The 25,551-nt window shown below is 37.4% G+C and carries 20 protein-coding genes, 1 other RNA gene and 2 pseudogenes; 13 read left to right on the plus strand and 10 right to left on the minus strand.

Annotation, left to right across the window (positions count from 1 at the left end):
- Positions 1-141 precede the first annotated feature (141 nt).
- The 3 genes and pseudogenes from TY21_RS11190 to TY21_RS10705 all read right to left on the minus strand — a co-directional run.
- Positions 142-630, minus strand: a pseudogene (locus tag TY21_RS11190) (IS630 family transposase); the annotation flags it as partial.
- Entirely contained in the window at positions 621-989 is a 369-nt protein-coding gene (locus TY21_RS10700) for an IS630 transposase-related protein (protein WP_130589767.1), read from the minus strand. The gene TY21_RS10700 and the pseudogene TY21_RS11190, both read right to left, overlap by 10 nt.
- A gap of 361 nt (positions 990-1,350) precedes the next feature.
- Entirely contained in the window at positions 1,351-2,805 is a 1,455-nt protein-coding gene (locus TY21_RS10705; RefSeq protein WP_130589768.1) for a hypothetical protein, read from the minus strand.
- A 450-nt stretch (positions 2,806-3,255) separates the two neighbouring features.
- Between TY21_RS10705 and TY21_RS10710 the strand changes: the two genes are divergently transcribed.
- The 7 genes from TY21_RS10710 to folE all read left to right on the plus strand — a co-directional run bounded on the left by TY21_RS10710 (position 3,256) and on the right by folE (position 10,178).
- Positions 3,256-3,756, plus strand: coding sequence for an adenylyltransferase/cytidyltransferase family protein (locus tag TY21_RS10710; RefSeq protein WP_052243805.1), 501 nt, complete (start codon positions 3,256-3,258; stop codon positions 3,754-3,756).
- An 11-nt stretch (positions 3,757-3,767) separates the two neighbouring features.
- Positions 3,768-4,946, plus strand: a complete 1,179-nt coding sequence (locus TY21_RS10715; protein ID WP_042241753.1) for a rhomboid family intramembrane serine protease — start codon at positions 3,768-3,770, stop codon at positions 4,944-4,946.
- A 12-nt stretch (positions 4,947-4,958) separates the two neighbouring features.
- A complete protein-coding gene (locus TY21_RS10720; RefSeq protein WP_039383859.1) occupies positions 4,959-5,870 on the plus strand; it encodes a ribonuclease Z in 912 nt (303 codons plus the stop codon).
- Positions 5,871-5,881: 11 nt separating this feature from the next.
- Positions 5,882-6,877, plus strand: a complete 996-nt coding sequence (locus tag TY21_RS10725) for a tyrosine recombinase XerC (RefSeq protein ID WP_042241756.1) — start codon at positions 5,882-5,884, stop codon at positions 6,875-6,877.
- 251 nt (positions 6,878-7,128) lie between these two features.
- Complete coding sequence (locus tag TY21_RS10730) at positions 7,129-8,724, plus strand: ABC-F family ATP-binding cassette domain-containing protein (RefSeq protein ID WP_042241759.1); 1,596 nt, start codon at positions 7,129-7,131, stop codon at positions 8,722-8,724.
- A 49-nt stretch (positions 8,725-8,773) separates the two neighbouring features.
- Positions 8,774-9,493, plus strand: coding sequence for a TrmH family RNA methyltransferase (locus tag TY21_RS10735; RefSeq protein ID WP_079979946.1), 720 nt, complete (start codon positions 8,774-8,776; stop codon positions 9,491-9,493).
- Positions 9,474-10,178 carry a GTP cyclohydrolase I FolE gene (gene folE, locus TY21_RS10740; RefSeq protein WP_042241765.1) on the plus strand — a complete coding sequence of 235 codons (705 nt, stop codon included), beginning with the start codon at positions 9,474-9,476 and terminating at the stop codon, positions 10,176-10,178. Before TY21_RS10735 ends, folE begins: the two co-directional genes overlap by 20 nt.
- A gap of 378 nt (positions 10,179-10,556) precedes the next feature.
- On the opposite strand, the gene rnpB is transcribed toward folE, so the two are convergent.
- Positions 10,557-10,921: RNase P RNA component class A (gene rnpB, locus TY21_RS10745), an RNA gene on the minus strand.
- Positions 10,922-11,050: 129 nt separating this feature from the next.
- Entirely contained in the window at positions 11,051-11,824 is a 774-nt protein-coding gene (cdsZ, locus tag TY21_RS10750) for a zinc ribbon domain regulatory protein CdsZ (RefSeq protein WP_039383851.1), read from the minus strand.
- A gap of 543 nt (positions 11,825-12,367) precedes the next feature.
- Here cdsZ and TY21_RS10755 point away from each other — a divergent pair.
- The 3 genes from TY21_RS10755 to dapF all read left to right on the plus strand — a co-directional run bounded on the left by TY21_RS10755 (position 12,368) and on the right by dapF (position 15,434).
- Positions 12,368-13,852 carry a glycine hydroxymethyltransferase gene (locus TY21_RS10755; protein WP_042241769.1) on the plus strand — a complete coding sequence of 495 codons (1,485 nt, stop codon included), beginning with the start codon at positions 12,368-12,370 and terminating at the stop codon, positions 13,850-13,852.
- 57 nt (positions 13,853-13,909) lie between these two features.
- Positions 13,910-14,521, plus strand: a complete 612-nt coding sequence (locus tag TY21_RS10760; protein WP_042241773.1) for an ATP-dependent Clp protease proteolytic subunit — start codon at positions 13,910-13,912, stop codon at positions 14,519-14,521.
- A 103-nt stretch (positions 14,522-14,624) separates the two neighbouring features.
- Positions 14,625-15,434 (plus strand): diaminopimelate epimerase, encoded by an 810-nt coding sequence (dapF, locus tag TY21_RS10765; RefSeq protein WP_042241775.1) that lies wholly within the window; start codon positions 14,625-14,627, stop codon positions 15,432-15,434.
- On the opposite strand, the gene TY21_RS10770 is transcribed toward dapF, so the two are convergent.
- Entirely contained in the window at positions 15,397-16,368 is a 972-nt protein-coding gene (locus TY21_RS10770) for a histone deacetylase (protein ID WP_042241778.1), read from the minus strand. The genes dapF and TY21_RS10770 overlap by 38 nt on opposite strands.
- 681 nt (positions 16,369-17,049) lie before the next feature.
- Complete coding sequence (locus tag TY21_RS10775) at positions 17,050-19,809, minus strand: NB-ARC domain-containing protein (RefSeq protein WP_042241781.1); 2,760 nt, start codon at positions 19,807-19,809, stop codon at positions 17,050-17,052.
- A gap of 927 nt (positions 19,810-20,736) precedes the next feature.
- Between TY21_RS10775 and TY21_RS10780 the strand changes: the two genes are divergently transcribed.
- Together TY21_RS10780 and TY21_RS10785 are read left to right on the plus strand one after the other, a co-directional pair.
- Complete coding sequence (locus TY21_RS10780; RefSeq protein WP_130589567.1) at positions 20,737-21,261, plus strand: hypothetical protein; 525 nt, start codon at positions 20,737-20,739, stop codon at positions 21,259-21,261.
- Positions 21,262-21,390: 129 nt separating this feature from the next.
- The gene (locus TY21_RS10785) at positions 21,391-21,900 is read left to right on the plus strand and encodes a transposase (RefSeq protein WP_130589568.1); all 510 of its coding nucleotides are present in this window, start codon (positions 21,391-21,393) and stop codon (positions 21,898-21,900) included.
- Positions 21,901-22,098: 198 nt separating this feature from the next.
- On the opposite strand, the pseudogene TY21_RS11595 reads toward TY21_RS10785, so the two are convergent.
- Both TY21_RS11595 and TY21_RS10795 read right to left on the minus strand, forming a co-directional pair.
- Positions 22,099-22,299: pseudogene (locus TY21_RS11595) on the minus strand (IS701 family transposase); the annotation flags it as partial.
- Positions 22,300-22,382: 83 nt separating this feature from the next.
- On the minus strand, positions 22,383-22,733 hold the full coding sequence (locus TY21_RS10795) for a group II intron maturase-specific domain-containing protein (protein WP_042242165.1): 351 nt from the start codon (positions 22,731-22,733) through the stop codon (positions 22,383-22,385).
- A gap of 139 nt (positions 22,734-22,872) precedes the next feature.
- Between TY21_RS10795 and TY21_RS10800 the strand changes: the two genes are divergently transcribed.
- Positions 22,873-24,261: a transposase gene (locus tag TY21_RS10800; RefSeq protein WP_130589569.1), complete on the plus strand. Its 1,389-nt coding sequence runs from the start codon at positions 22,873-22,875 to the stop codon at positions 24,259-24,261.
- A gap of 3 nt (positions 24,262-24,264) precedes the next feature.
- Here TY21_RS10800 and ltrA read toward each other — a convergent pair whose 3' ends face one another.
- Complete coding sequence (ltrA, locus tag TY21_RS10805) at positions 24,265-25,143, minus strand: group II intron reverse transcriptase/maturase (protein WP_174232791.1); 879 nt, start codon at positions 25,141-25,143, stop codon at positions 24,265-24,267.
- Between the last annotated feature and the right edge of the window lie 408 nt (positions 25,144-25,551).

The raw sequence follows: 25,551 nt of genomic DNA on the forward strand, positions 1-25,551 counted from the left end.
TGTGATCATAATCGCTCTAGGATCTGAAGAGACCACCTGGACTATCATCATCCCTTGGGTAATTTTGTCACTCATTGCAAAACCAATTTTAAGGTGATCAAGTCGCGTGCTATAGTGGTTTGAATTTTAAATTTCTGTTCATTAACATATACTTAAAAAAGAGTAATCAATGGTTTGAGCAAGAGTAGAAAACTTACTTAAGTTTGCTGCCACAATCTTCTTAAAATTAGCCCAAAAGGTTTCAATAGGGTTTAGATCTGGAGAATAAGGCGGTAAAAATAAAATCTCACAACCTGCCTTTTTAATAAGTTCATCAGTGGCTTGCGATTTATGGAAGGTAGCATTATCCATTATCAGAACTTGTCCTGCTTTAAGTTCAGGTATCAATATTTTTTCTAGCCAAATGTTAAACAGAAGAGAATTACAAGTACCTGTATAACAAAAAGGAGCTAAAATTTTAGACTTGCATTTAGCTGCTATAAAGCTTTCTCTAGCAAATGAACGACCTGCTATAGCACCATAAATCTTTTCTCCTATAGGTGATCTTGCATGCTGGCGCTGTAAGTAGGCATTTATCCCGCTCTCATCTATGTAAATCCTATTTTCTTCCGGAATGTTTTCTAGCTTTTGGCTAAACTCCTCTCGTTTATTCTCATCTCTTTCCTTGTAGAAGGGTGTCTTTTTTTTAAAGTGATTTTCAGTCTTTTACAGGCATAAAAAACTGCAGTTATTGTCACTCCGAATGCCTCAGCTATTTCCCTAAGGTAGGCATCAGGATTTTGTTTTATATATAATTTTAGCTTTTCACTATCTATTTTACTGGGGCTCTGTCGTCTTTTTTTAGGAGCTAGACAACCTTGTTTTTTCCGCTTAATCCAGTTGGTTAACGTGCGAACTGTTACACCAAACACCTCACTAGCTGTGGCCATTGAGCCGCCATTCTCTATATAATTCAAAGCTTTTTTTCTTAAATCGTGTGAATATACCATGCCAATTGATTATACATATATCCTTAGAAAAATAGAATTCAAATAACTATATTATACTTTTCCATCGTTTATATTCTCACTTTCTTGGCTTTAAAAAGAACAAGATTAGCCTTTTCTAAAAAAACTTAAGGCAATTTCCAGTCTCAATAAAAATAATATCCGGGAATCGCTACAACCCGCGGAAGGTGGGCTAGAAGAATTTAGAGGAGCAAATAAGGATATGTAAAAACCTAAAAAAATTCTCTTTTTTAAAAGGGAAAACTTGTACAGCTCTATAACCCCTCCTATCATTAAGCACTCTTAACGTCTACTAAAGCGGCTTTTAAATGCTAGCACTAACGGTTATTAGGGAAAGATAAACCTACTCAGTTTCTAATTCTAGATAAGGAAAAACGTTTCTAATTTGCTCAATTCCATTCTTACTAAGGGGTGAATGCTTCAGAAGTATTTTTTTTAAACTCGGGCAACTTTTAATCCCCTCTAAAACTCCCTTTTCAGAAAGAGAGTCACATCTTGAAATATCTAGAAAATATAGATTTTTACAATGCATCATAATATCAATTAAAGCAGCGTCTGTAAGCAAAGAACGTGAAAGATTTAAGGCAGATAAATTGGGTAACAACCTACCTAGGTGAAAAAAAGCCTCGCCATTGATTTTTTGACAATTAGCAAGGCTTAATTCTATAAGATAGGGACAAGCCTGAATAGTCATTTTTAAATCATTATCGTTAATTTGTAAGCAACGCGAAATATCAAGAACCTTTAGTTGTTTGAAATATTGTAGATGAGGCCATATCCCATAGTTTAAATGCTCATTACTGCTCAGATCTAATTTCAAAAGATGGGGGCAGGTATTTGCTAAGGTATTTAAAGCCTCAGCATTTACCCATGGGCAGCGCGATAAACACAACTCTTGCAATGTAGGTAGAAGATCGACTAGATAATCGGAGAAGATAGTAGACTCACTTAAATCTAATCCTATTAAATGTGGAGTACGATTGGTAATCATTTTAAAATAAGGATTAGCAGTCATTGCGCCAGAAAAAGTCAGATGAGTAATATAGGGAGAGAGGACGCTGAATACCTCCAAGGCGATTGCGTTGTAATTTAAAAATTCTATCGAAAGATGGTTTATCGGGGTCACCAGAAGATGCATGCCCCAATCTAGCTGATTGATAAACTCTATGCAGCCATTCTTTAAGAGGGGTAAGGATTGATGATGGGCCTTAATCAATATCTCTACTACGTTATTCCTATGTATGTATCGATGTAAAACCCTTTCGCAGGCTTCGCCTAGGGAAGCAAAGCCCAAAATTTCTAAATCTTTGAGAAGAGCCCACAGCTCCTCAGGCGGCTTTTTCCATACATCTTCCGCTATATTTTTAAGAACAAACTTTTCAATCACCTCCATCGTTTGAGGAAGAATGCCATCAATCTTAAGAATACGCCTTTCTACATGAGGACACTCCTTCATAATACGCCGTCTAAAATAGTAGCTATGATGGCTTAATAGTAAGCTATTAAAAAAATATTCTTGCTCACCACTTTTAATCGTTAAATCTAATGGAATAAAAGCTTTTAGGAACTCCATGTGTTGATAAATAGGAGGTATAACCTGATGAAAGAAATGATAAGGAAGATTGGTATGAATATGAGCATCAGTAAGCCATTTGAAAAAGGCTTTCATTGAGTTAGGATAAGACTCAATCCATAGTTCATCGTTGCAAGCAACGAGGAAAAAAGAGACTAAATCCGCAGAATGCTTAGATAACTGTTCAATAAGCTCTTCTTCTTTTTCGAGCTTGCTATATTTCATCAAATGAAGCGGTGTCCCTAACGGCATACGCATGTTATCGCCAACTTTTTTTTTAAGTTTTATTTACCATCCATAGCATAAAAAAATTTCTAACCCTACATAAAAATCTGTGTTGAGATTAATGAAGACCTTTTTCCTCAGTGGTAAGCAATAAAAAAACAAGGGAAAGAATAGAGACCTATGGGCTGATCATTTACTCCCTATTTAATCTCCCCATTTAACCAAAATCTTTGAAAGAGAGACACTTCAAATAAATCATTTGAAAAATAATTTTTGAATTAATTTTTGTGTTAAGCAAGCAAAAAATTATAATTAACTTATTTAAGTAAATTTTTTGAATTTTTATATTGCTTTGCAAAAAAATTAACAGACCATAAATCTGCATATTTCCATACCTAGTAATTAGCCGAGCTTGTTAAAATAACCCTTACTTTTGAATAAGGTGCTTATATGTCTAAAACATGGTCTATAGAATGCTTAAAGAAATATATTACCCCTCTTAATTTGGCTCAAAAAATTGAAGAACTACGTGAGCAGGGCCAAAAGATTGCCACGGTTAATGGATCCTTCGATTTGCTACATGCTGGACATTTACAAATTTTATTCGAAGCTTCTCAACAGGCAGATATTCTTATTGTAGCTCTTAATAGTGATCAATCGATCAAACAGTATAAAAGCCCTTGGCGTCCTATTATTCCTTTAGAATTTCGTTTACAAATGATGAGTGCTCTTAGCTTTATCGATTATGTGACCTGGTTTGAAGAAACCAATCCTATTGAATTGCTTAAAATTATTAAACCCGATGTGCATGTCAATGGATCAGAATATGGAGAAAATTGCCTTGAAGCAGAGACGGTTCGCGCGAGCGGAGGGCGTCTGCACCTCGTGAATTTGATTCCTGGCCTATCTACCTCACAAATATTAAAGAAAATTTCTTCGTTACCATCTTAGGAGATTCGATCATGCGTTTGATAGGAACATTTAAAAATCAAAAGCAAGCACAAGACCTTTCTGCTTTCCTTGAATGCTACGGCATTAAACATCAACTAGAGATTGAGAAGAATACCGATTGGGGTAGCCAAAATTATGGCGATATGATTTATAAACTATGGGTCATTGAAGAGGAAGACTTAGAAAAAGCCTTAGAAAAAGTGCAAGTTTTTGTAGATAATCCTCGAGCTGCTATGGCGGCGGCTCCTGCCTCAAAAAGTTGGCTAAAAGAACCTTTGAAAGAAAAAATTAAAGAAGCTCCCTTAAAAATGATACGCCAAAAAAAGCTGCAATATGCTAAAACCAGTGGCTGGGGAACAATTACTACTACTCTATTAATTCTTTGCACTCTTCTGCTTTTTCTTTCTACCTTCACAACCCCTTCACTTAATCATATCCCTAATAAACTACCCAGCAGCGTGCTATTAAACTCCCCTATCCATAAAGCATTGATGTATGATTACCCTTACGCTTACACGATAATGGATAAAATCATTAGTGCGTATGGGATCGAAAGTCTGCAAGATCCTACGGAGATGACCTTTCAGGAGCAGATACTCCTTAACACCTTTAATCATACCCCCTACTGGAAAGGGCTGTATGCTAAGCTGAGTAATCGTTTTTTCACTGGGAAGGCTTTCGGGGAGTCTAATCCTCCTTTATTCGAGAAAATTCGTGAAGGGCAAATTTGGCGCTTATTAACCCCTATTTTGCTCCATGATGATATTTTTCATCTATTTTTTAACATGATATGGCTCCTCGTTTTAGGTAAACAAATGGAAGAGCGCCTGCGCCCTAGCCGTTACATCTTATTTATCCTTCTCGCAGGCATCTTTACAAATACCCTACAATATTTAATGGGAGGCCCTAATTTTTTAGGATTTTCTGGGGTGCTCTGTGCCATGCTCACCTTTGTATGGATGCGCCAGAAGAAGGCCGCTTGGGAAGGATATCAATTGCAGACCTCAACTTTTACATTTATTATGGTATTTATTATTGCGATGTTTGGCATTCAACTGGTATCATTTTTGATGGAAATTTATACAAAATCACCCTTTTCCCCCGGTATAGCGAATACAGCGCACTTATCAGGAGCTATTGTTGGCCTTCTGTTAGGCAGCCTGGACTTTTTTGCTTACAAAAACCGTTAATTTTTTTAGTTTATGACCGTACGAGACATCATCATTCTAGGCTGCTCAAGTCAGCAACCAACCCGCATGCGCAATCATGGTGCTTATTTAGTGCGCTGGAATGATGAAGGGCTATTGTTTGATCCAGGAGAAGGCACGCAGAGACAATTTATCTTCGCTAATGTAGCTCCTACAGTGGTGACACGCATTTTTGTCTCCCATTTTCATGGAGATCACTGCCTGGGACTAGGTTCTGTTCTGATGCGCCTTAATCTTGATAAGGTTACTCATCCCATTCACTGCTATTATCCGGCAAGTGGTAAACGCTTTTTTGATCGTTTGCGCTATGGAACCATTTATCATGAACTTATCCATGTGGTCGAACATCCTGTCTCTAAAGGCGGGCTAGTTCATGATGATGGTAAATTTCGCATTGAGGCCGTGGAATTGGATCATGGTGTAGAGAACTTGGGATGGAGAATTACAGAACCTGACACCCGCAAATATGACCGCAATAATTTGCAAGCTTTGGGCGTTAAAGGACCTTTAGTGCGTGAACTTGAGCAAAAAGGTTTTCTAGTCTTAGATGGAAAAACGGTGACTTTAGATCAGGTCAGCCATATTAGGAAAGGCGACAGCCTTGCAGTAGTTATTGATACCCGCTACTGTCAAAATGCCATCGATATCGCTCGTCATGCTAAGGTTTTAATCTGTGAAAGCACCTACCTCGAAGAGCATCAGGAACTAGCACGTAAACATTTTCACCTAACTGCCAAGCAAGCTGCCACTATCGCTAAAGAAGCAGGTGTAAAGCAACTTATACTGACTCATTTTTCCGCACGCTACCAGAACTTAAGGCCTTTTGAAGAAGAAGCGCGAGCGGTTTTCCCTCAAACTTATATTGCTGATGATTTATTAACATTTCCTTTTCCTAAAAATCTTTAAGAAAAAAATGTATGTTCATCTCTACTGCCCAAAAGTTTTTAAAGCATCTTAGAACCATCAGAAATGCCTCGGAGCATACTGTCCGCAATTATGCCATCGATCTAAATGCCTTTAAAATTTATATTGAAACTCACCATTTACCTCCTAAAGCCTCTCAAGAAGTAACGCCTAAAATTCATCATAACATGGTAGATAAATATTCTACTGCCTATGATGCCCTTATCCCTCTGTCCATGATCGACCGCAAAACCATTCGTGGATTTCTAGCCACCCTTACCCAAAACGGTATCAATAAAAAGACGATTGTTAGACGGCTTTCCTCAATTCGTGCCTTCTTTAAGTATGCTTTTTCCCATAAATTTATAAGCATTAATCCTACGGAAGAGCTAGATACGCCGAAAATAGAAAAAAAGCTTCCCACCTCTCTTTCCTATGATCAAGTTTTAAAAATCTTTGCAGCACCAGACCTCTCTACTTTCTTAGGTTTTCGTGATCGCGTGATTATGGAGCTATTCTATAGCTCCGGATTACGCGTCAGCGAGCTAGCTTCTCTTAATCGTCGCGATTTTGACCCTCAAAACTTGCTTGTGCGCCTTAAAGGTAAAGGAAAAAAAGAAAGAGTGATCCCTATTACTAAAAATGCTGCGCAATGGATTCAAAAATATCTCGAGCACCCCGAACGCCATACTTGTACGGATGGACATAGAGAACAAGTAGACTCCCAAGCAATCTTTTTGAATAAGCTAGGCACTCGGCTTACCACGCGCTCAATCGATCGAACATTTGATAATTATATAAAAAATAGTGGCTTAGCTGGCAAAATTACGCCTCACACAATCCGTCACACGATTGCTACTCATTGGTTAGAGAATGGCATGGACCTAAAAACCATTCAAGTTTTATTAGGCCATACCTCTTTATCTACGACCACTATTTATACCCAAGTGTCACCTAAGCTCAAGAAAAAAGTTTATCATCAATCTCATCCCCGTGCGAAAGCTCCATAAGCTAGAGCACAAAAGCTAATGCTTTTTGCCGATTTGATAAATAATGTTTCCCAAAAAATCTTTAGGATTAAATTTATTTAACTTTGGATTATGCAAAAAAAATTTAGATTATTGTTTGAAATAGGGCTTTGGTATACCTTTAAAGAAGTTTAAGAGGTTTAAAACAGGCTAAAACTCATCCTGAATTTTAGTTGCGAGTTATCTATATTTCAGGTAATATAATAAGGAAAAAATCTAAAATTTATTATCTTATGCTAACATTAAATAAAATATCTAAAAGCTTTGGTAGCCGCGTCCTATTTGAAGAAGTTATTATGACTTTTAATGCGGGAAATCGTTATGGCTTAACAGGGCCTAACGGAGCAGGAAAAACCACCTTACTTAAAATCATTATGGGCGTTGAAGAGGCCACAAGTGGAAGTATTACTCTGCCTGACCGAGTAGGGATTCTAAAGCAAAATATCGAAGCCTATAGCGATATTAAAGTGGTCGATGTCGTAATCATGGGTAATAAACGCTTGTGGGATGCCTTTAAAGAACGCGACGCTCTTTATGAAGTAGAGATGACAGATGATGTAGGCATGCGTCTGGGGGAAATAGAAGGAATTATCGCCGAAGAAGATGGCTATTCTGCTGAATCTAATGCGGAAATTCTATTAGCGGGTATGGGAATTGCGGAAGAATTTTTTTATCTTAAAATGCATGAAATTCCCTTAGATCATCAATTTAGAGTGCTGCTATGCCAAGCTTTATTTGGAGACCCTCAAGCCTTGCTGCTGGATGAACCTACTAACCACCTCGATTTAGAGTCTATTGGGTGGTTGGAAAACTTTTTACATGGTTATAAAGGCGTGCTTATTGTGATCAGCCATGATCGCCACTTCTTAAATTCGGTAACTACCCATATAGCAGATATCGATTATGAGACTATCATCCTTTACCCTGGAAACTATGATGATATGATTGCTGCTAAAAGTGCAGTACGTGATCGTGCGGAAGCAGATGCCAAATCTAAAGAAAAAAAGATTGCCCAACTACGTGAATTTGTTTCTAAATTTGGCGCTGGAACACGCGCAAGCCAAGTGCAATCACGCCAACGCGAAATCTCTCGTTTACAGCCTCAAGAGCTAAAGAAAACAAATATTCAACGTCCTTATATCCGTTTTATACCTACAGAAAAACAGCCGGGAAAAATTGTATTAAAAGTAGATAATATCCAAAAAGCTTATGATGGACCAGAGGTTATTACAAATTTCTCTTTAGAAATTGCCAGGGAAGATAAAATTGGTATTATCGGCAATAATGGCCGCGGAAAGACTACTCTTATTAGAATGCTAGCACGAGCTTTATCTCCTGATAAAGGAAATATAGAACATGGCCATCAAGTACAGATCTGCTACTTTCCACAAAATCATCTGGAAGCGGTAGACAAAAACGTTAAACAAACGTCATTTGAATGGCTTAAAGAAAGGCGCCCTGGTATTTACGATCAAGATATCCGTAGTGTAATGGGCAAAATGCTTTTCGGCGGAGACGATGCTTTTAAGCCGGTAACTAGTCTTTCTGGTGGCGAGACAGCACGCTTGATTATTGCAGGTATGATGTTAGCCGAGCATAACGTTCTTTTGTTGGATGAGCCTAATAATCATCTCGACCTAGAGGCTGTCTCTGCATTAGCATGGGGATTAAATGAGTATAAAGGCACAGTAGTAGTCGTAAGCCATGATCGTGATCTGATCTCTCAAGTAGCTAACAAAATTATTGCTTTTGAAGAAAATGGTATCCAAGTATTTGATGGGAATTTAGATGAATATTTAGCTGTCAAAGCAGAGAAACAAAAAGCTTAAGATTCATCAAGGCCAAATGTTTACTAAAAGAAAGTTCTTATCATTTTCTATGGAAAAACAACATAAAAAATGTGCAGAGCTTTTATTAGCCATTTACAAAGATAAAATTGCTTTTCAACCCATAGAAGGGATGTTAGCTCATTATCATGAGCTACAAGAATGGATGCAGAGGGAAGATAAACTTTCCTCGGATGCTAAGGAAATTGCCAATCGTTATCATTACCATCTTAAGTTAGCTAATCGAAAAGTTCGAGAGCATCATTTATTGCCATCTATCCGGCAAGGAGATCGAGCGCAAGGAGAGAAAATATGGCCTATCTCTATCTATTTAGATTCTTTAAGATCAGCTCATAATGTTGGGAGTATCATCCGAACCACTGAAGCTTTTGCCTTAGGAGCCATCTATTTCTCTGAGCATACTCCCTATATAAACAATCTACAGGTGCAAAATGCTTCTATGGGAACCTTTCAATGGATAGAATGCTACCCTAGCTGTAAAGTAACTGATTTGCCTCGACCCTTGATTGTGATGGAGACTAGCCCCCAAGCTACATCTTTATATAACTTTATTTTTCCTGAGGTCTTTACCTTAGCCTTAGGCAATGAAGAATATGGTTGCTCGGATGAAGTCTTAAGAGTAGCAGATCATCTTATTGAAATCCCCCTTAGAGGCCGTAAGAATTCATTAAATGTTGCAAATGCCTTTGCCATAACTGCTAGCGAAATTTATAGGCAAAAGAAGGAAGATCATGGCCAAAAAAGCACCTAAAAAACAACTTTCCCTACGAGCAAGCGCACCCTTACACATCCGCACCTGCTATCCATCTCCTATTTTAGAGAGTGTAGATGATAAGACGGATGAGGAAAAAATTAAACTGATCGCCGAAAAATATACCGAAATTCTACAAATATTAGGGCTCGATTTATCTGATGATTCCCTGCAAGATACTCCACAACGTATTGCCCGTATGTATGTCAAGGAAATCTTTTCTGGGCTAAAAGATGATAATTTTCCTGAAGTGAGCTTTTTTGAGAACAAATATGAACCTTCTAAAAGTGAAAATGCTAATATTATCCTAGTAAAAGTTAATTTTACTAGCTTTTGTGAACACCACTTTGTTCCTATGCGCGGCTATGCTTATGTCGCTTACATCCCTCACAAAAAATTGATCGGTTTATCAAAAATCCCCCGCATTGTGCGTTTTTTTGCTAAGCGACCTCAGGTGCAAGAAAGATTAGCTGCGCAGATCGTAGATTCTCTTGCTCATTTACTTGAGACTGAGAATGTAGCTATTTCGATTATTGCCGAGCACTACTGTGTCATTGCTCGCGGCATTGAAAATGAACATAGCCACACGGTCACTAATATTCTACGAGGTAATTTTCAAAATAACGAAGTTGTACGCCGGGAATTTTTTGAAAGTATTAGGATTTACAATAATACCCCCGTGTGAGAATACCAGCATTCACTATCATTTCTATTTTATCGGTAGGATAAACTTAAAAATGCATCCTAGCTGTAGGTAAAAAACTTTTCGATAGGCCTTTTTTTATCTCGCCTTGCAAGAAATTACCCCACCAATTTACTAAAAAATATTAAAAATATGCTTTTAAACAGCTCTTTATACAAACACGCAAAAACTATGCTTTTAGCTAGGAAAGGCAGCTAAAGAAAATCTAATACGCTTCTTAAGCAACACTTTATGTAATCGTATACCTAATAAAAAAGCTTGTTTTGAAGGAAAGATTTAGCTTAGAAAAAGATTAATTTCTTTTTCGGTTATGCAGACGCAGTTTCTTTAAAATGGTTGAAAATAAAGAAGGAAAAATAAAAGTCTGGGAAGATTTTAAGCCGGATTCTGTCTCACGGTCTTACGACCGTTGGGCAATCATTCATCTAGGCACATTATCACTAACATGCTCAAGCGACCCTTATAAAGCATAGCGGAGAACTATATAGCTTTAATTCGGTCTTGCTTCGGATAGGGTTTGTCATCTCTTGAGTCTCCTCAAGTAGAGCTTCCTCTTAAAGTTAGCATTTCACCCTGTCTATTTAACTAAAAGTTAAACAGCGGTATATTTTCTGTTACACTTTCCGTAGCCTTACGGCCCCCAGCTTTTCGCTGGTATCCTCTCCTATGAAGTCCAGACTTTCCTCCCTTACTTAAAAAATAAGAGCGATTGCCTCTCTTCCCAGACATGCTTTTATCCACTTGAAGTGATTTAGGTAGATATTTCCTAAAGGACAAGTAAAACTTAAACGCTTACCAGCAGGGTTTACTTAAAAAATTAAGGCTTTAATGCTAAGTAAATACGTAGGTTAAATTTAACTTTTTATTTTTGTAGAACGGCGACGGCGCGTCTTTGTAGCCACACTTGTACCTTCAAGTGCTTCGCTTTCTTGCCAATAATGAATACGTGCGCAATGTTCACAGAAGACTAAACGCTCACCTTTTCGTACTAGGTTTTCATCTTGAGCTGTTAGCATAATGTGGCATCCACTACAGCAACGGTTTTCAATAGGAACAACCACGCGGTCTTTTTTATTGCGCAGTAACCTTTCGTAGATGCGAAACGTTTCAGGATCAGCCTTAAGAACAAGCTCATCACGTTTTTGCTTGAGTTGTCTTCCCTCAGCATTAATTTCACGAATACTTTCCATAATTTCAGCTTCAAGTGCTTTACTACTTTCGCTAGTTGATTCAAGACTTTGAGTAAGGTTTTTCAGATGGTCTTCTTCTATAGCTAACTTGTCATAAAGGTCACTTAATCGCAATTCTTTAGCAATACGTTCTCGATCTACTGCCGACATCTCTTGGCTTAAAGCATTAAACTCTTCTACCTTTTTTACATGATTCTGTTGCGCTTCAAGTTTCTTTAGTTTAGCGACAATGTCATGATGCTCACCTTCAACAAGACGTATATGCTTTTTTAATTCTGCTATTTCCGATTCTTTTACAAGAGATTGGTGCTGCAAGTCCGATTTAACAGAATTAATATTATGCAATTCATCTTGACGCTCTTTTTTGAGCCTCATTAATTGAATAAGCTGCATATCAAATTCTTGTATTTCTAAAATTATGTTAAGAGCTTCTTGCATGCTTTTTCCTACGCGTTGTAAAGGTGGCCTTAATCAGGTCTTTGCTATTTTGCTATAAAGCATAGTTCCTTTAAGGATAATTCTCAAGAAAAAAGTCTGAAAAGTTTATTTCTAGATGAACCCATCTTGTAAAAAAGGCCGCCTAGAAAAAATGCAGAAGTTAAAAAAATTTTTATAAAAAAGCTAAAAGCTTTACTTAATTAATCTAAATTATTTTTTACTCTCCTCTCTCGATTATCTTAGAATGACTTAAGTGGATTATTTTTTAAAGGTTTCTCAATTGTTTTTCCTTTCTCATTTCTTCTTAACTTTCAGCTTCTTAGATAAAAAAAACTCAATTCGCTATTCACACTCTTATCCTTAGCCATTTATCTATTCTTAAATTATACTTTTTTTAATTTATTCAATAAAACTTAGCTATATTCTTCAATCGACAAAAACTCTTCTTTCTTATTTCTTGGCCTTAAAAGTAATCTCATTTACAAATTTGCATATTTAGGATAAATTGGTTCGTCTTATGATCCTTAATGAGGAGTTTGCTTTATGACACTACTAGACAATTATTTTGCAAAAAGCGCCAATAAAGAACGTAATAAAGCTACTATCGCCTACTTAGCAGCTTTAGATTATATTGAAACCACGGCTCCCCAAATCAGTGCGAGCATCTTGCAAGAACTTAAGGATCAACGCTCATATCTTAAACTTATTGCTTCAGAAAATTTTTCTTCCCTAGCTGTTCAACTAGCTATGGGAAACCTTCTGACAGATAAGTATGCCGAAGGATTTGCCCATCACCGTTTTTATGCAGGCTGCGAAAACGTCGATACAGTTGAGGATATAGCCACCAAAGAACTTAAGTCCATTTTTGGTTGTGAAGAGGCTTATGTCCAACCTCACTCTGGAGCGGATGCTAATTTAGTTGCTTTTTGGTCTATTCTTGTGCAACGCGTGCAAAATCCTGCCATTGAAAAGCTAGGTAAAAAAAATCTTGATGAATTAACTCCCGACGAATATGAAAATATTCGTCAACTGATGCTTAATCAAAAAGTCATGGGAATGTCTTTAAACTCTGGTGGGCATTTAACGCATGGCTACCGGCATAACATATCCAGTAAAATGATGAAAGCTGTGCTTTATGATGTAGATCCCTCTACTGAACTTTTAGATTACTCACAGCTTGCAAACATGGCTAAACAAGAGAAACCTACTATTCTTTTAGCAGGTTATTCAGCTTATCCTCGCAAACTTAACTTTGCCAAAATGCGTGAAATTGCAGATAGCGTGGGGGCTGTGTTAATGGTTGATATGGCTCATTTTGCCGGATTAGTGGCTGGGAAAGTATTTACCGGTGAGTTTAATCCTATTCCTTATGCCCATATAGTCACTTCTACCACCCATAAGACCCTGAGGGGGCCACGTGGCGGCATTATCCTCTGTACTAAAGAATATATCGACATTGTCAATAAAGGATGCCCCCTTGTTCTCGGAGGTCCTTTACCTCATGTGATAGCTGCAAAGGCTATTGCTTTTAAAGAGGCTAATAGCAAGGCATTCTGCGACTATGCACAAAAAATTGTGGATAACACGCAAGCCCTTGCCGCTCAATTCCGCAAAAGAGGAATTCGGTTAGTGACAGGAGGCACAGAAAATCATTTGCTAATTTTAGACTTAACTCACTATGGGTTGACGGGCAGACATGCTGAGACGGCATTACGTCAAGCTATGTTGACTGTCAATCGTAATGCCATACCTTTTGACAAAAATGGACCCTGGTACACTTCGGGAGTCCGCATGGGAGCAGCAGCAGTTACAACGTTAGGATTAGGTGCTGAAGAAATGGTTGAAATCGCAGATATCTCTGCTGATATCCTTACTCATACTACCCCGATTATAAATAATAAAACCGGGCAACCCAGCAAAGCACAAGCAATTGTAGAGCCTGCAATTTTAGAAAGATCCAGAAGCCGTGTAGCAGAACTTTTAAAGCGCTATCCTCTTTATCCTGAAATCATTGTAAATGATGCTTGATTTTGCAGACTAAAATAAGGATAATGAAGCTTAATTTAATCTTCGGAGAAGACATCCATGGCTAAAGCAGATAAAGAAAAAGATAACTATAGCAGTATACCTTTTATTAGGCTCGAAGATCGTATAGATAGCGTAATCCTTGAATCCCGCCGCATTTTTTTAAGTGATGCGGTTGACAGCAATTCAGCCGAAAGCATTATTCGTAAGCTTTGGTATCTGGAACTTACGGCTCCGGGAAAACCTATTTTATTTGTAATCAATAGCCCTGGTGGTTCTGTCGACTCAGGATTTGCTATTTGGGATCAAATTCAACTGATGAAATCTCCTGTTACGACTTTAGTGTGCGGCTTAGCAGCCTCTATGGGCTCAGTATTAAGCCTTTCAGCAGCTCCGAAACGACGCTTTGCTACCCCTCAGTCAAGGATTATGATTCACCAGCCTCTGATTGGAGGCGTGATTAAAGGCCAAGCGACTGATTTAGAGATTCAGGCAAAAGAAATGCTTAAGACACATGAAGCTCTGATAAGACTTTACATGCATCAGACAGGTAAAGACTATGAAACCATTCAAAAAGCGATGGATCGCGATAACTGGTTAAGCCCTCAAGAAGCCCTAGAATTTGGCTTACTAGATGGCATTGTTCATTCTATAGACGATCTAGAGATGTAAAAATAAAAGAAAATTTCTGATAAGCATTAAGAACGATTACTTTTTTAATTTCATTTTTTCTCCTAATCGGTGATTTTCTTTTAATTTTTTATTAAATTTATTCATGCTATTTACTTTTTCAAAATACTCAGGATGTGGAAATGATTTCATCCTTTTTGATAATCGAACTTCTAAACTTTCTGTTTTAACCCCTAACCTTATCCAAAAATTGTGCGCTCGGCAAAAAGGAATTGGGGCAGATGGGGTTATTCTTTTAGAAACATCGCAAAAAGCTCATTACAAAATGCGCATTTTCAACGCCGATGGTAGTGAAGCCGAAATGTGCGGAAATGGTATCCGCTGCCTATTCAAGTTTATCCAAGAGTGTGGCATTCAAGAGGAGTGGCTAAATATTGAAACCTTATTTAGTACTTTGAAGGTTAGTTCTGAGGATGAGGATGTAGCGGTACAAATGGGAAGCCCTTCTGAAATACGATGGTCTCTTAATCTTTTTCCTTGGACAATTCATTATTTGGATACGGGCGTGCCTCACGCTGTAATCTTTACGGACAAACTCGATCTCTTAAATCTTAATGAATGTGGGCGCACCCTACGCTTTCATCCTCTCTTTGCTCCCCGCGGAGCTAATGTAAACTTTGTACAGATAGATGACCAGGGCATCCTTCATGTTAGAACCTATGAACGCGGGGTGGAGCAAGAAACACTTGCCTGTGGAACAGGAGCTACCGCAGCAGCATTAGCAGCTGCCAAGCTTTATGAATTAAAAGGTCCCTTAACTGTGAAAGTCCGATCGGAAGATTTTCTTAGAATTGATTTCGAATATAATAATGATTGCTTTACCAAGGTGCGTATGATAGGGCCTGCAAAGCTAGTTTTTAAGGGGGCAGTAAACCTTGAACATGGGCTGGAATGACTTCTTTTAAAACTTCTAAGTTATAGCCACCTTCCAATACTGATACTAAGCGGCCTTCACAATACTTTTCTGCCAAGCCTTTAACGCTTCGCGTCAAATCTACAAAATCATGAGTAGTCAAATTAAAGCCTCCTAGAGGATCCTGCGCATGGGCATCAAAACCTGCCGCAATAAAAATAAACTCTGGTTGAAAGCTTTTCATGCTTTCCATAAGCTGGCCACTAAAAATTTCTTTAATTTTTTGCCTAGGATTCTCGTAAGGTTCGATAGGAAAGTTAAGATTAAATCCTTTGCCTGCCCCTCTTCCTTCTTCCTGGCTTGAACCTGTACCCGGATAGATTCTTTTATTGTGGGTGCTAAAGTAAAAAACTGCAGGATCTTCATAGAAAATATCTTGTATACCGTTGCCATGATGAACGTCCCAATCTATAATTAAAACTTTTCTCAACCCGTATCTCTGGCAAGCATATCGCGCGCCGATGGCAACATTGTTATATAGGCAAAAGCCCATGCCCTTATCCATACAGGCATGATGTCCTGGCGGGCGTACAAGGCAAAAAGCATTACGTGCCTGGGCAAGCATAACGCTATCTACAGCATTTAATACAGCGCCCACCGCATAGCGTGCAATCTTTTCAGATGCAGGACATATTTGCACATCTCCTGTAGATAGTTGAAAAGAGCCATCTTTAAGGCCGCTATAGATACATTGCTGAACATTATCTTGCACTTCCTGTAGATAGCAAGGGGTATGGCACAGCAAAAGTTCACTTTCTTTTGCTAAGCGAGGCCGCAAAATACCACCTCTTTTTAATAGCCCTTGATTTTGTAAAGCTTGTCTACTTACTTTAAACCTAAAAGGAGATTCAGGGTGACTAGGCCCTGTGAGATGCTGAGCAAAAAGAAAGTCTTCTACAATAACCGTAGATAACATACAGCCCTGCAAGTGATTAGAAAATTAAAAGATAAAAAATTATATGTATAGAAAGTAGCATAAAATAAACTTATAAAAAATGACTTTTCATTGCTTGCTTAAGATTTTTTTCAAGATAGGAAGGAGTAAAAATTTAAGCCAAAAATTCTCCTAACCTTTTCAAAATGAAAGCTCAAACTTGTAAGTTCGTTTTCCTTAAAGTCATCTCTCGCTTTTACTATTCACTCATTATTTTTAAGTTTATGGACTTAGAGATTAATTTTTTTTCTCCTACCTTTTAACTTTTTTTAAAAGGAACCAAAGCGCCTCTTTTGCCTATCAACATACAAGATACAAGTAGAAAAACCTCTATTTATTAGATAGGTTAAAATTTAAGTTTTTGATTAAGGATGCATCAAAGGATGCTTTAATTATCTTTTAAAGACACCCCCATATATTCCCACTACTTTACAAGGCTTAGCTTATATCCCTCGCTGCTCTTGCAATCAAAAGGGTGATGGTACTTTTTTATGATGCCATCACCGCGTGATGCCTTCTTTCCGATAAACAACTCCGGCTTAGCCATATGATATACAAACGGCTAGAATGCTTGACAAACGCTGGCAGCTTGAAGCCCATCCCTCTCTTTACTTTGTTAAAAATCCTTAAACCGTTTATTTTAAGTATAAGAGTCCATCGTTCTTAACCAATTAAGGCAGCATCGTTTCTAAAAGCTCCTTTAATCTCGGCTATCAAAGTTTCTTTTATTTTTTCTGCTTCGCTAAGCGCAGGGATTGGGAGCTTGGTTAGCCCTTTGCCTCCTACTTGGTTATATAATTGAATAGAACGTGTGTTAGCTTTAAAAGCTTTATCCAAACGGCCTTTTTCCCAATAAAGCTTAGTAAGATAGTAGCTAGATTTAGCACAAATTCTTAAATCTGTTTCAGACAGCTCTACGGCTTTTTCAAAACAGTTTTTTGCTTTTTCCAAATCTTTAAAAGGACAATTTTTATCTAAGTAAAGCTCCCCTAATACTAGATAAGCTTCTCCAGCCTTTCTGTGCCCCAATTCCCTCATTTGAATGGCTCCTTGAAAAGAGGTGCCCTGTTCAAACCCACCTTTTTCAAGCCTTTCTAAAGCTTGTTGATAATACATTACGGCTTCATCTTCTTTAGAAGCTACCTGTGCTAGTTTAATATAAACTCTACCTAATTGAAGATTGCAATACCTTTCGTTAGTTACGTCTTGCTCTTTTCCTAGCGGTGCAAACCTTTTTTCTTGAAATAAATCTAAATAAAGCTTTTCTGCTTTTAACAAATCGTCTTTTTTGCCTTCTAACAGAAGCCAACCTGGCCCTTGCCTTTGGAAGATGAGCCAATCCACAGGATTTGGATTTGTATAAGCATCAGGGTTTTTTGCCACTTCTTTTTGAAGATCAATAGCTTTATTAAAATATCTTTCAGCTTGCTCCCATTCTCGCGCATAAAAATGGATAATACCTAGATAATGGAGCGTTTGAGAGTAAAGCGCGGGAAGCTCTGGATGGTCTTTTAAAATCTTGCAAATTTCATCAGCTTCTTGGTCTTTAAGCTGCAGCCCCGCAAGCTCTAAGCTTTTCTCAAAAGCTTGGCGAGCTTCAAAAAAATTATTAGATTGCAAATGGTAATTACCAAGCACATTGCAAACATGCACAAAGTAATGTTTTAATTCATCGGTTACTTGATAGTCTGTTGCAGATTTTGAAAGAAATCTCCATTGGTTTTCAATAGCTTTTGTTTGGTGGTAGCTATCTTTGGAGCCCATATTCAGACTATAATTATCCTTAAGCATTCCAAGAAATTTTTTTAAAACCTGGTCGGCTTTTTTTCCTTCTTTACTCATTTTTTCAAGAAGCAACTCTTGCAAGGAAGAATGAATTTCCCACACTTCAGATCCCTTTCTAGTAATCAACCCGTAGCCTTCCAGCTCATCCAATAAAGAGGTCAGCGACCCAGGACTATCTAACTGACTTTTACACCAAAGCTTCAAAAGAGAATCTTCAATAAAATAAGGATTTAAGAAAGGCATAATAGTAAAGACCTCTTTTGATTCACTTCTTTGTTTTTCACATGCTTCTATGCTTAATAGTAGCACGGCTTTTAACATGTGGCTAGCATCAGCTGAATGCATAGAAGCTTCTTTAGATATCCCCATCAAGTTTCTTAGTTTATCACTATAAGCGCTTACTATAGAATCAAACGAAGCAGAGGGTTCAGCCGCTTTTAAGTAAAGGGCCGCTTGCTTCAAGGCTAATGGTAAATAAGAAAGCTGCGCTGCAAGATCACGTTTTGAGTTGTTTGCTTGGTTAAGAGCCCAATGATCTTTGCCAAGATTGAGATGGAAAATCTCTAAGGCCTCATCTTCGCTAAGATGATTTACTTGCATATCAAAGTTTTTCACTTTATTTAGCTTCTCGCGACTCACCATTAAAATTTTACCCTTAGAATCTTGAGGAAGAAAAGCTTGTAAATCTTCGTAATTATTAGAATTTACGTTATCAATAACAAAAAGCCAATCAGGCCTTTGGGCAAGCATCTTATTGACTTCACTAATAATCGTTTCTTTTTGCGCTTTCAAAGGTACATTAACGCCTAATTCTACCGCAAATTTCCTATAAGATTCAAAAAAGCTTTCCATATCTTGCATATCTCCAAAAAATGGAGTACTTATCTTATCCTGTTGGCCTTTCATTTTTTGTTCATACTGCTCTATATATTGCTTAGCTAAAACAGTTTTTCCTGAGCCACCTATTCCTGTAATCGTCAGCTTTTGAGGAGTAGATTGCTGAGAGCTAAAAGTTTTATCTAACTTATCAATATTTTTTGTCTGTACCCACGCTTCTTTGTGAAACAAAATTTCCTCTGGCACACTAACAGGATTAACTTCTACTTTTAAAGTTTTTTTTACATGATCAGTGAAATGTGAGCGAAGCAAATGATAAGCTAGGCCACTAACAGGTATCCACAGCCACTTCCTAGACATCTCAAAAGGAGTCATATTCTTAACATCATGATATTTTTTGTTCACAAACGTTTGAAAAGTTTCTCGTGGCCCATTTTTATCACTTCTACCTTTTATTTCCATATGCAGCTTCTTTAATTCTCTAAACACTTTAGAAGAACTTGGCTGGGGTTTAGCATTTAGCTTTTTACTATAAAAGCGTTTGCCTTTAGGCCACGGAAAGCAACTCTTCTGGTTAGGATGGCCTCTTGAAACGGCATATTTGGACATTCTACCGTAGCTAACTGTAGTTACCAATGAAGGACTTATCCGAAGGCTTTTTAAAGCCCCAGGAATCGAGGTAGAATGAAAAAGAGCAGAGGAAATAGGTTTATTTGCTGCCCGTACAGATACAGAACCCCCTATTTTAGGATAAAGGCTTTTACTTAGCGAAGATACTGATCTAGAAGAAGACACTGACATATTATTAAACCCCTTAGATTAGAAGATTGTTTTTAACAGAATCAATTAATTAACAATAAAATAGACATTTTATTTAAATATTAATAATTAATCAACTAAATTAATTTATTAAACTCTCTGAGTTTTCGATTAAAAAAAATCAAAAAATTTCATGAAAATAATTGGCAAGGGAGCAAAACTGCTTAAATTCTTGCTGCTAAGGAGCTAATGAAAAAAAGCAGTACACTAAATAGAAAAAACAATTATTTGCAAGCATTTTTGGCCCTGCAAATGCCCGCAGAATGATACCTAAAGCTGGGCATAACCCCCGTGATTGCTTACGAATGCAATAAATTTTTAATGTTCATTAGTAGGACATACTTCCTGAAACATCTTTAGCCAGATGTAAAGTCATCTGTAAGCACTTTAATAAAATCGGTAGTCAACTTATTCAGATTTCATAAATGAAGAAAGATTTTTTTTTAAATTGCCGTAATCAATGGTTGTAGGTGGCAGTTTCCTTTATCATACATAAGGTTAAATGCATGTGCTTTCTGCACATAAGATAAATCTTCCTATAAACCTACTTGCCTTTGATAAATCAGTTCTATTTCCTTGCAGGCCTATACGCTCTATTACCTTGTCGCTTTATATAGCTTTTCATTAGGTATAGGAGAAAAGAGCAATACTATTTCTTTTTCAAACATGTCTACTTAAAAATAAGTTACTTTAAAGATCGGGTAAAGGAATACTTTCACGAAAAGGCCTCATCCTCCCCTCTATGCTTCTTAAAAAGTTTTATAGCTTTGCATAATAAAGAGGACCTACTGTGGTAGGACACGCACGCTAAATAAGCTTCTGATAAGACAGCAAAGCTTCATACCAGGACAAAAATTGAAAAAGCCCGTCTAAAAATTTATACTGTTATCTTTTACTAGGAGAAAACAGATGAAAGAAATAGACGAGCTAAGAGAAATTTTAAGTCAAACTTTAGATTGGAACCGAGCAAGACTTACATGCTTTTGTCAAATTGTTCTAGCTCTCTTTAGGGTTAGAAGCGTTAATCTTACTCAACTAGCCACAGCTTTTCAAGGAAAAGCAAAGCTAGACTCCCACTATAAAAGGCTACAACGCTTTTTCCGAGAACTAAAATTTGATAGGTTGGATGCTTTTAAAATTATTTTACAAATATTTCCTATTAAAAGGAAAGTATGGCTGATTATAGATAGAACAAATTGGCAGGTAGGTAGCAAAAACATTAATATTTTAACCTTAGCGATGACTTATGAAGGAACAGCTATTCCGTTGGTCTGGTTTGTGATGAATAAAGCTGGTAATTCCTCTACTGATGAACGCATAGAACTTTTAGAAAAAGTTATTAGGCAATTAGGCCCATCAAAAATTGCAGGTCTTATTGGAGACAGAGAATTTATAGGGAATCAATGGTTTGATTATAGGGAGTCAATGGTTTGATTATCTGATAAAAAGTAAGATTCCCTTTTATATGCGTATTAGGGAAGACACTCTAGTGGAAGGAGCAAGAAATGGCTATGCAATTTCTCTTAGAGGCGTATTTCGTCATCTAAAAGAGGGTAAAAAAAAGTGTTAATTCAACCTTTACAAATGCTCGGCCATTCCTTTTATGTAGCTGCAAGCCGCCTAAAAGATGAGCTTTTAATCGTGGTCACTAATAAAAATCCAAAAAAAGCTATAAGCAGCTACAAAACTAGATGGGAAATAGAAACCTTATTTGCTTGTCTAAAAACGCGAGGCTTTTGCTTGGAAGATACGCATTTAACATATACTGACAGAATTGAGAAACTTATCTTTGCCTTAAGTATTGCTTTTTATTGGGCGTATAAACTAGGTAATATAGCTGCAAACGTAGTCCCTATCAGCATTAAGAAGCATGGCAGAAAAGCTAAAAGTTTGTTTCGCTATGGGTTGGATAAAATAAGGAAAATCTTATTGGGAACACCTAGGTGTTTTAACCTTTTTCTTTGGTTGCTAAAGCTTTTTGGCCCATTGTTATCCTCAAGTATACCTAAGAGGTTTTTTTATGAAAAAATTATTTTTCGTCCTGTACAGAGGCAGATGGATAAGGTAAAATAGGGGGTTTTTAAGATAACCTCTAATACTACAGTGGTAAATGTAAACATAGCTTTCTTTGCCTTTGATAATGGTAGTAACAAGCACTCGCTTGATGCTTACGACGCCAATTAGACCATTCTAACCAATAGCTCCAGCATTGCTTGATAGAGGTATGTGCATAGATCACTAAACGCCTAGCTTCTTGTAAGGTATATCTAATTAAATTAAATTCCGTACTTTTAGAAACTTCTTCATATGAAGCCGACGAGCTTTTTTTTTCTTCTCCAGTAAGTTGAAAGCATCGCGCAAGCCCGAAAGGAAAGTTAAAGCTAATAAACAAAGCGTCATGTGTCGATACCAGCCTGTGTAGCTTCTCACCTCATAGTGATCAAGCCCAATTTCTCCTTTAGAAGCTTCAAAACATTGGTGAGTCGACCTGCGGAACTTCCCCACAGGCCTCTCTTAGAACGGTACAGGAACCTCTCAATTCATACCGCTCCCAATTAAGCAAACGCTCCTATCATTCCTCTTTTCCAATGTACAAATAGTCCTGGGTCTTTTCTGACCATTTTTTCCATAAAGGTAATTGCTCTTGTTTTGTGACCTGCAAGTCTCTTGTATTTGCGCATAGCCCATGTGATTAATGATTTATTAAAATGACGGCAGATTTGATATAAAGCTGCTGGCCGATATTTCCCGTAGTATTCTAGCCATCCTCGGATGACTGGATTATACATTCTGGCTATATCTTTAAGCTCCAAATCTGTCTTATTTCTTATTTTCCATTGTCTTATGGCTGCTTGCATAGATTTTAACGCTGTTTTACTTACGGCTGGTGTAAAACTTACAAACATGCTATTTCGTTTGCTATTTTTGACCAATCTTGGCCGAAAGGTATATCCTAAGACTCGATGATGTACTTTTTTCTTGTTGACTAATTTTTAATAAAATATTGTTATACCTTATCAACTCATTAAAAATAATTTTTCGTCTATGTTTTCCCAACCGCTTCCCTTTATTAAAGAATATTTAAATCAACTTGAAGTGGCTCTCAAGCAAGAAAATCCTCATAATAATTTATCCAAAATTCAATGGTGTTGGCTAGCCTTTTGTTTGATGGGAATATTAGTTACTAATTCAATCTGTTGGGCAAAATTTGAAAGGGCTGGGCTTAAAAGTTATAAAAAGATGGCTTTATCGGCCATGTTTAGACGTGCTAAGATTGCTTGGAATAGGCTGCTAATTTGTAGTGTTCGCGCGGTCCTGCATAAACATGGCATCACAGAAGGGGTTCTTATTATCGATGATAAAGATCACAGTCGATCAAAAAATGCTGAGAAATTGCATCATTTACATAAAATCCGGGATAAAAAAACAAGTGGTTATTTTTGTGGTCAAAATATAATATTTCTTCAGCTAGTGACTAAAAAATTTTGCATTCCCGTCTCCTTTGCCTTTTATTCTCCCGATCCCGTACTCACAAGATGGCAACAGGAAGTGAGGAAGCTAAAAAAGTTGGGAATTTTAAAAAAAGACCGTCCCAAAGAGCCTAAAAGGTCATTAGAATATCCAAAAAAGTATACATTAGCTTTACAATTACTTAAAAATTTTGCTTGTGAATTTCCTGCTTTTAAGGTCACTTGTGTACTGGCTGATGCTCTTTACGGCAACGGCTTGTTTGTAGATGGAGTAGAAGGTATTTGGCCTGGAGTGCAAATCATTACTCAGCTTAGAAAGAATCAAAAAGTCATGCGGGGTAAAAAATCTCTCTCGTGCCAAGAATTCTTTGAAGCCTACAAAGGCTGGAATCAGGAAATTTTCATTCGCGGTGATAAAAAAAATGTGGTGCAAGCCGGGGGAGCAAGATTGTATGTTCCTTCTCACCACAAAAAACGATTTGTAATAGCCCTTAAATATGAGGGCGAAAATGAGTATCGCTATCTTATGGCTGCAAATCTTTCATGGAATATGAAAGATGTGATGCAAGGATATACTTTAAGATGGTTAGTAGAGGTTTTTATTGAGGATTGGAGTAGTCATTGTGGGTTTTGCAGTTTGGCCAAACAGTGCGGCGTTGAGGGATCAGAGCGACCTTTGATTCTAAGCCTGCTGTTTGACCACTGCTTTCTTTTTCATTTGTCTCAAACAAATTTCATTAAGAACAAACTCCCTTTAGCAACCTTGGGGAGCCTAGTAGAAAAGTCTAGAGTGGATGCTTTATGTCAAGTTATAAGAGAAATTGTTGAGCATGAAAATTCAAAAGAACTCTTCCGTGATTTCGAAAAGACGCTAGATGAAATCTTTGTTTTAAGGCCTTCTCGTAAACATTTAAATGCAGTACAAGAAAATGTAACTTTTGAGTCATCAAGAAAAGTTGCCTAACTGTCAAGAATAAAAAAGTATATCATCGAGTAAGAAGTCAAATTTGATTTCCTTGTATTTTTCCTTACGATCTACATCTTTGCAGTAGACAATCTTTGTTTTATCGGGATGAAGTGTCAAACCACATTTTTCCATTCGCTTTTCAAGCATATGTAGGATTTGTTTTGCTTCTTGTTCCGTCTTACAATGTACTAGTGCATCATCGGCGTATCTACACCATGGTATGTCAGGATAATCCCTTGTCATCCATGCGTCAAATACATAATGAAGAAATAGATTCGCAAGCACGGGGCTGATTACTCCCCCTTGAGGTGTACCCTTCGTTCTTTGAACAAGGGTTCCATTTTCTAGTTGGAGTGGTGCTTTCAGCCATCTTTCGATATACAAAATAACCCATTTGTTATCTGTATGTTTTCTTACTGCTTTCATTAGAAGGTCATGGTCTATATTGTCAAATAGACCTTTGATATCAAATTCCAGCACCCAATCGTATTTCCAACATCTTTGCCTAGTGATCCCTACAGCATCCAAAGCTGATTTATTCGGCCTATATCCATAGGAATTTTGATGAAAATGGGGCTCTACTGTTGGTTCAAACATCAGCTTTACAATCATTTGAGCTATTCTATCACTTACCGTAGGTATTCCCAAGATTCTTTCTCCACCACTTTTCTTTGGTATTGAAACCGCTTTTACAGGCGGTGGAAAATAGCTTCCCGAGGACATTCGGTTCCAGATTTTATAAAGATTGCTTTTAAGGTTTCGATCGAAATCTTCTAGCGTTTGCTGATCTATGCCAGCTGCTCCTGCGTTTGCTTTTACAAGTTTATAGGCCTCCATAACAAGTGTTTTAGAAATAATAAAAGGTTTTGTTTCACTCACGATTTCCTCCTAGAAATCTAGTTGAATAATGAATGTTACTACTTAATCCAACCTCTTTGCTTCAGCCGCATTACCAGCCTTCTTCGCTACTACAGGTTGTTCCGCCCCAGTTTTTGGCATCGGTACTCTCATTCTTATGATTTTTTGTCATTTGAATTTCTCCCTTATCATCCAAGCGACTGGTTCCCGCAGTTCCGTACAAACGCCCAAATCAGACTCACGCCATCTATACGCCGGATGCCATCTACACAGTAATCAGGTATCTTGTAGATTCTTTACAGGAGATAGAAGTGCCCCTGCTTTTGACATCAAATCTCTGGTTTACGACGCATCAACAATGGTTCAGTTTTATTCGTCTTTCTGATTCATACCTTCCAAGTTTTATCTCGACTTTTCCTTAATGCTCAC

Source organism: Neochlamydia sp. S13 (assembly GCF_000648235.2).
Lineage (GTDB): Bacteria > Chlamydiota > Chlamydiia > Chlamydiales > Parachlamydiaceae > Neochlamydia.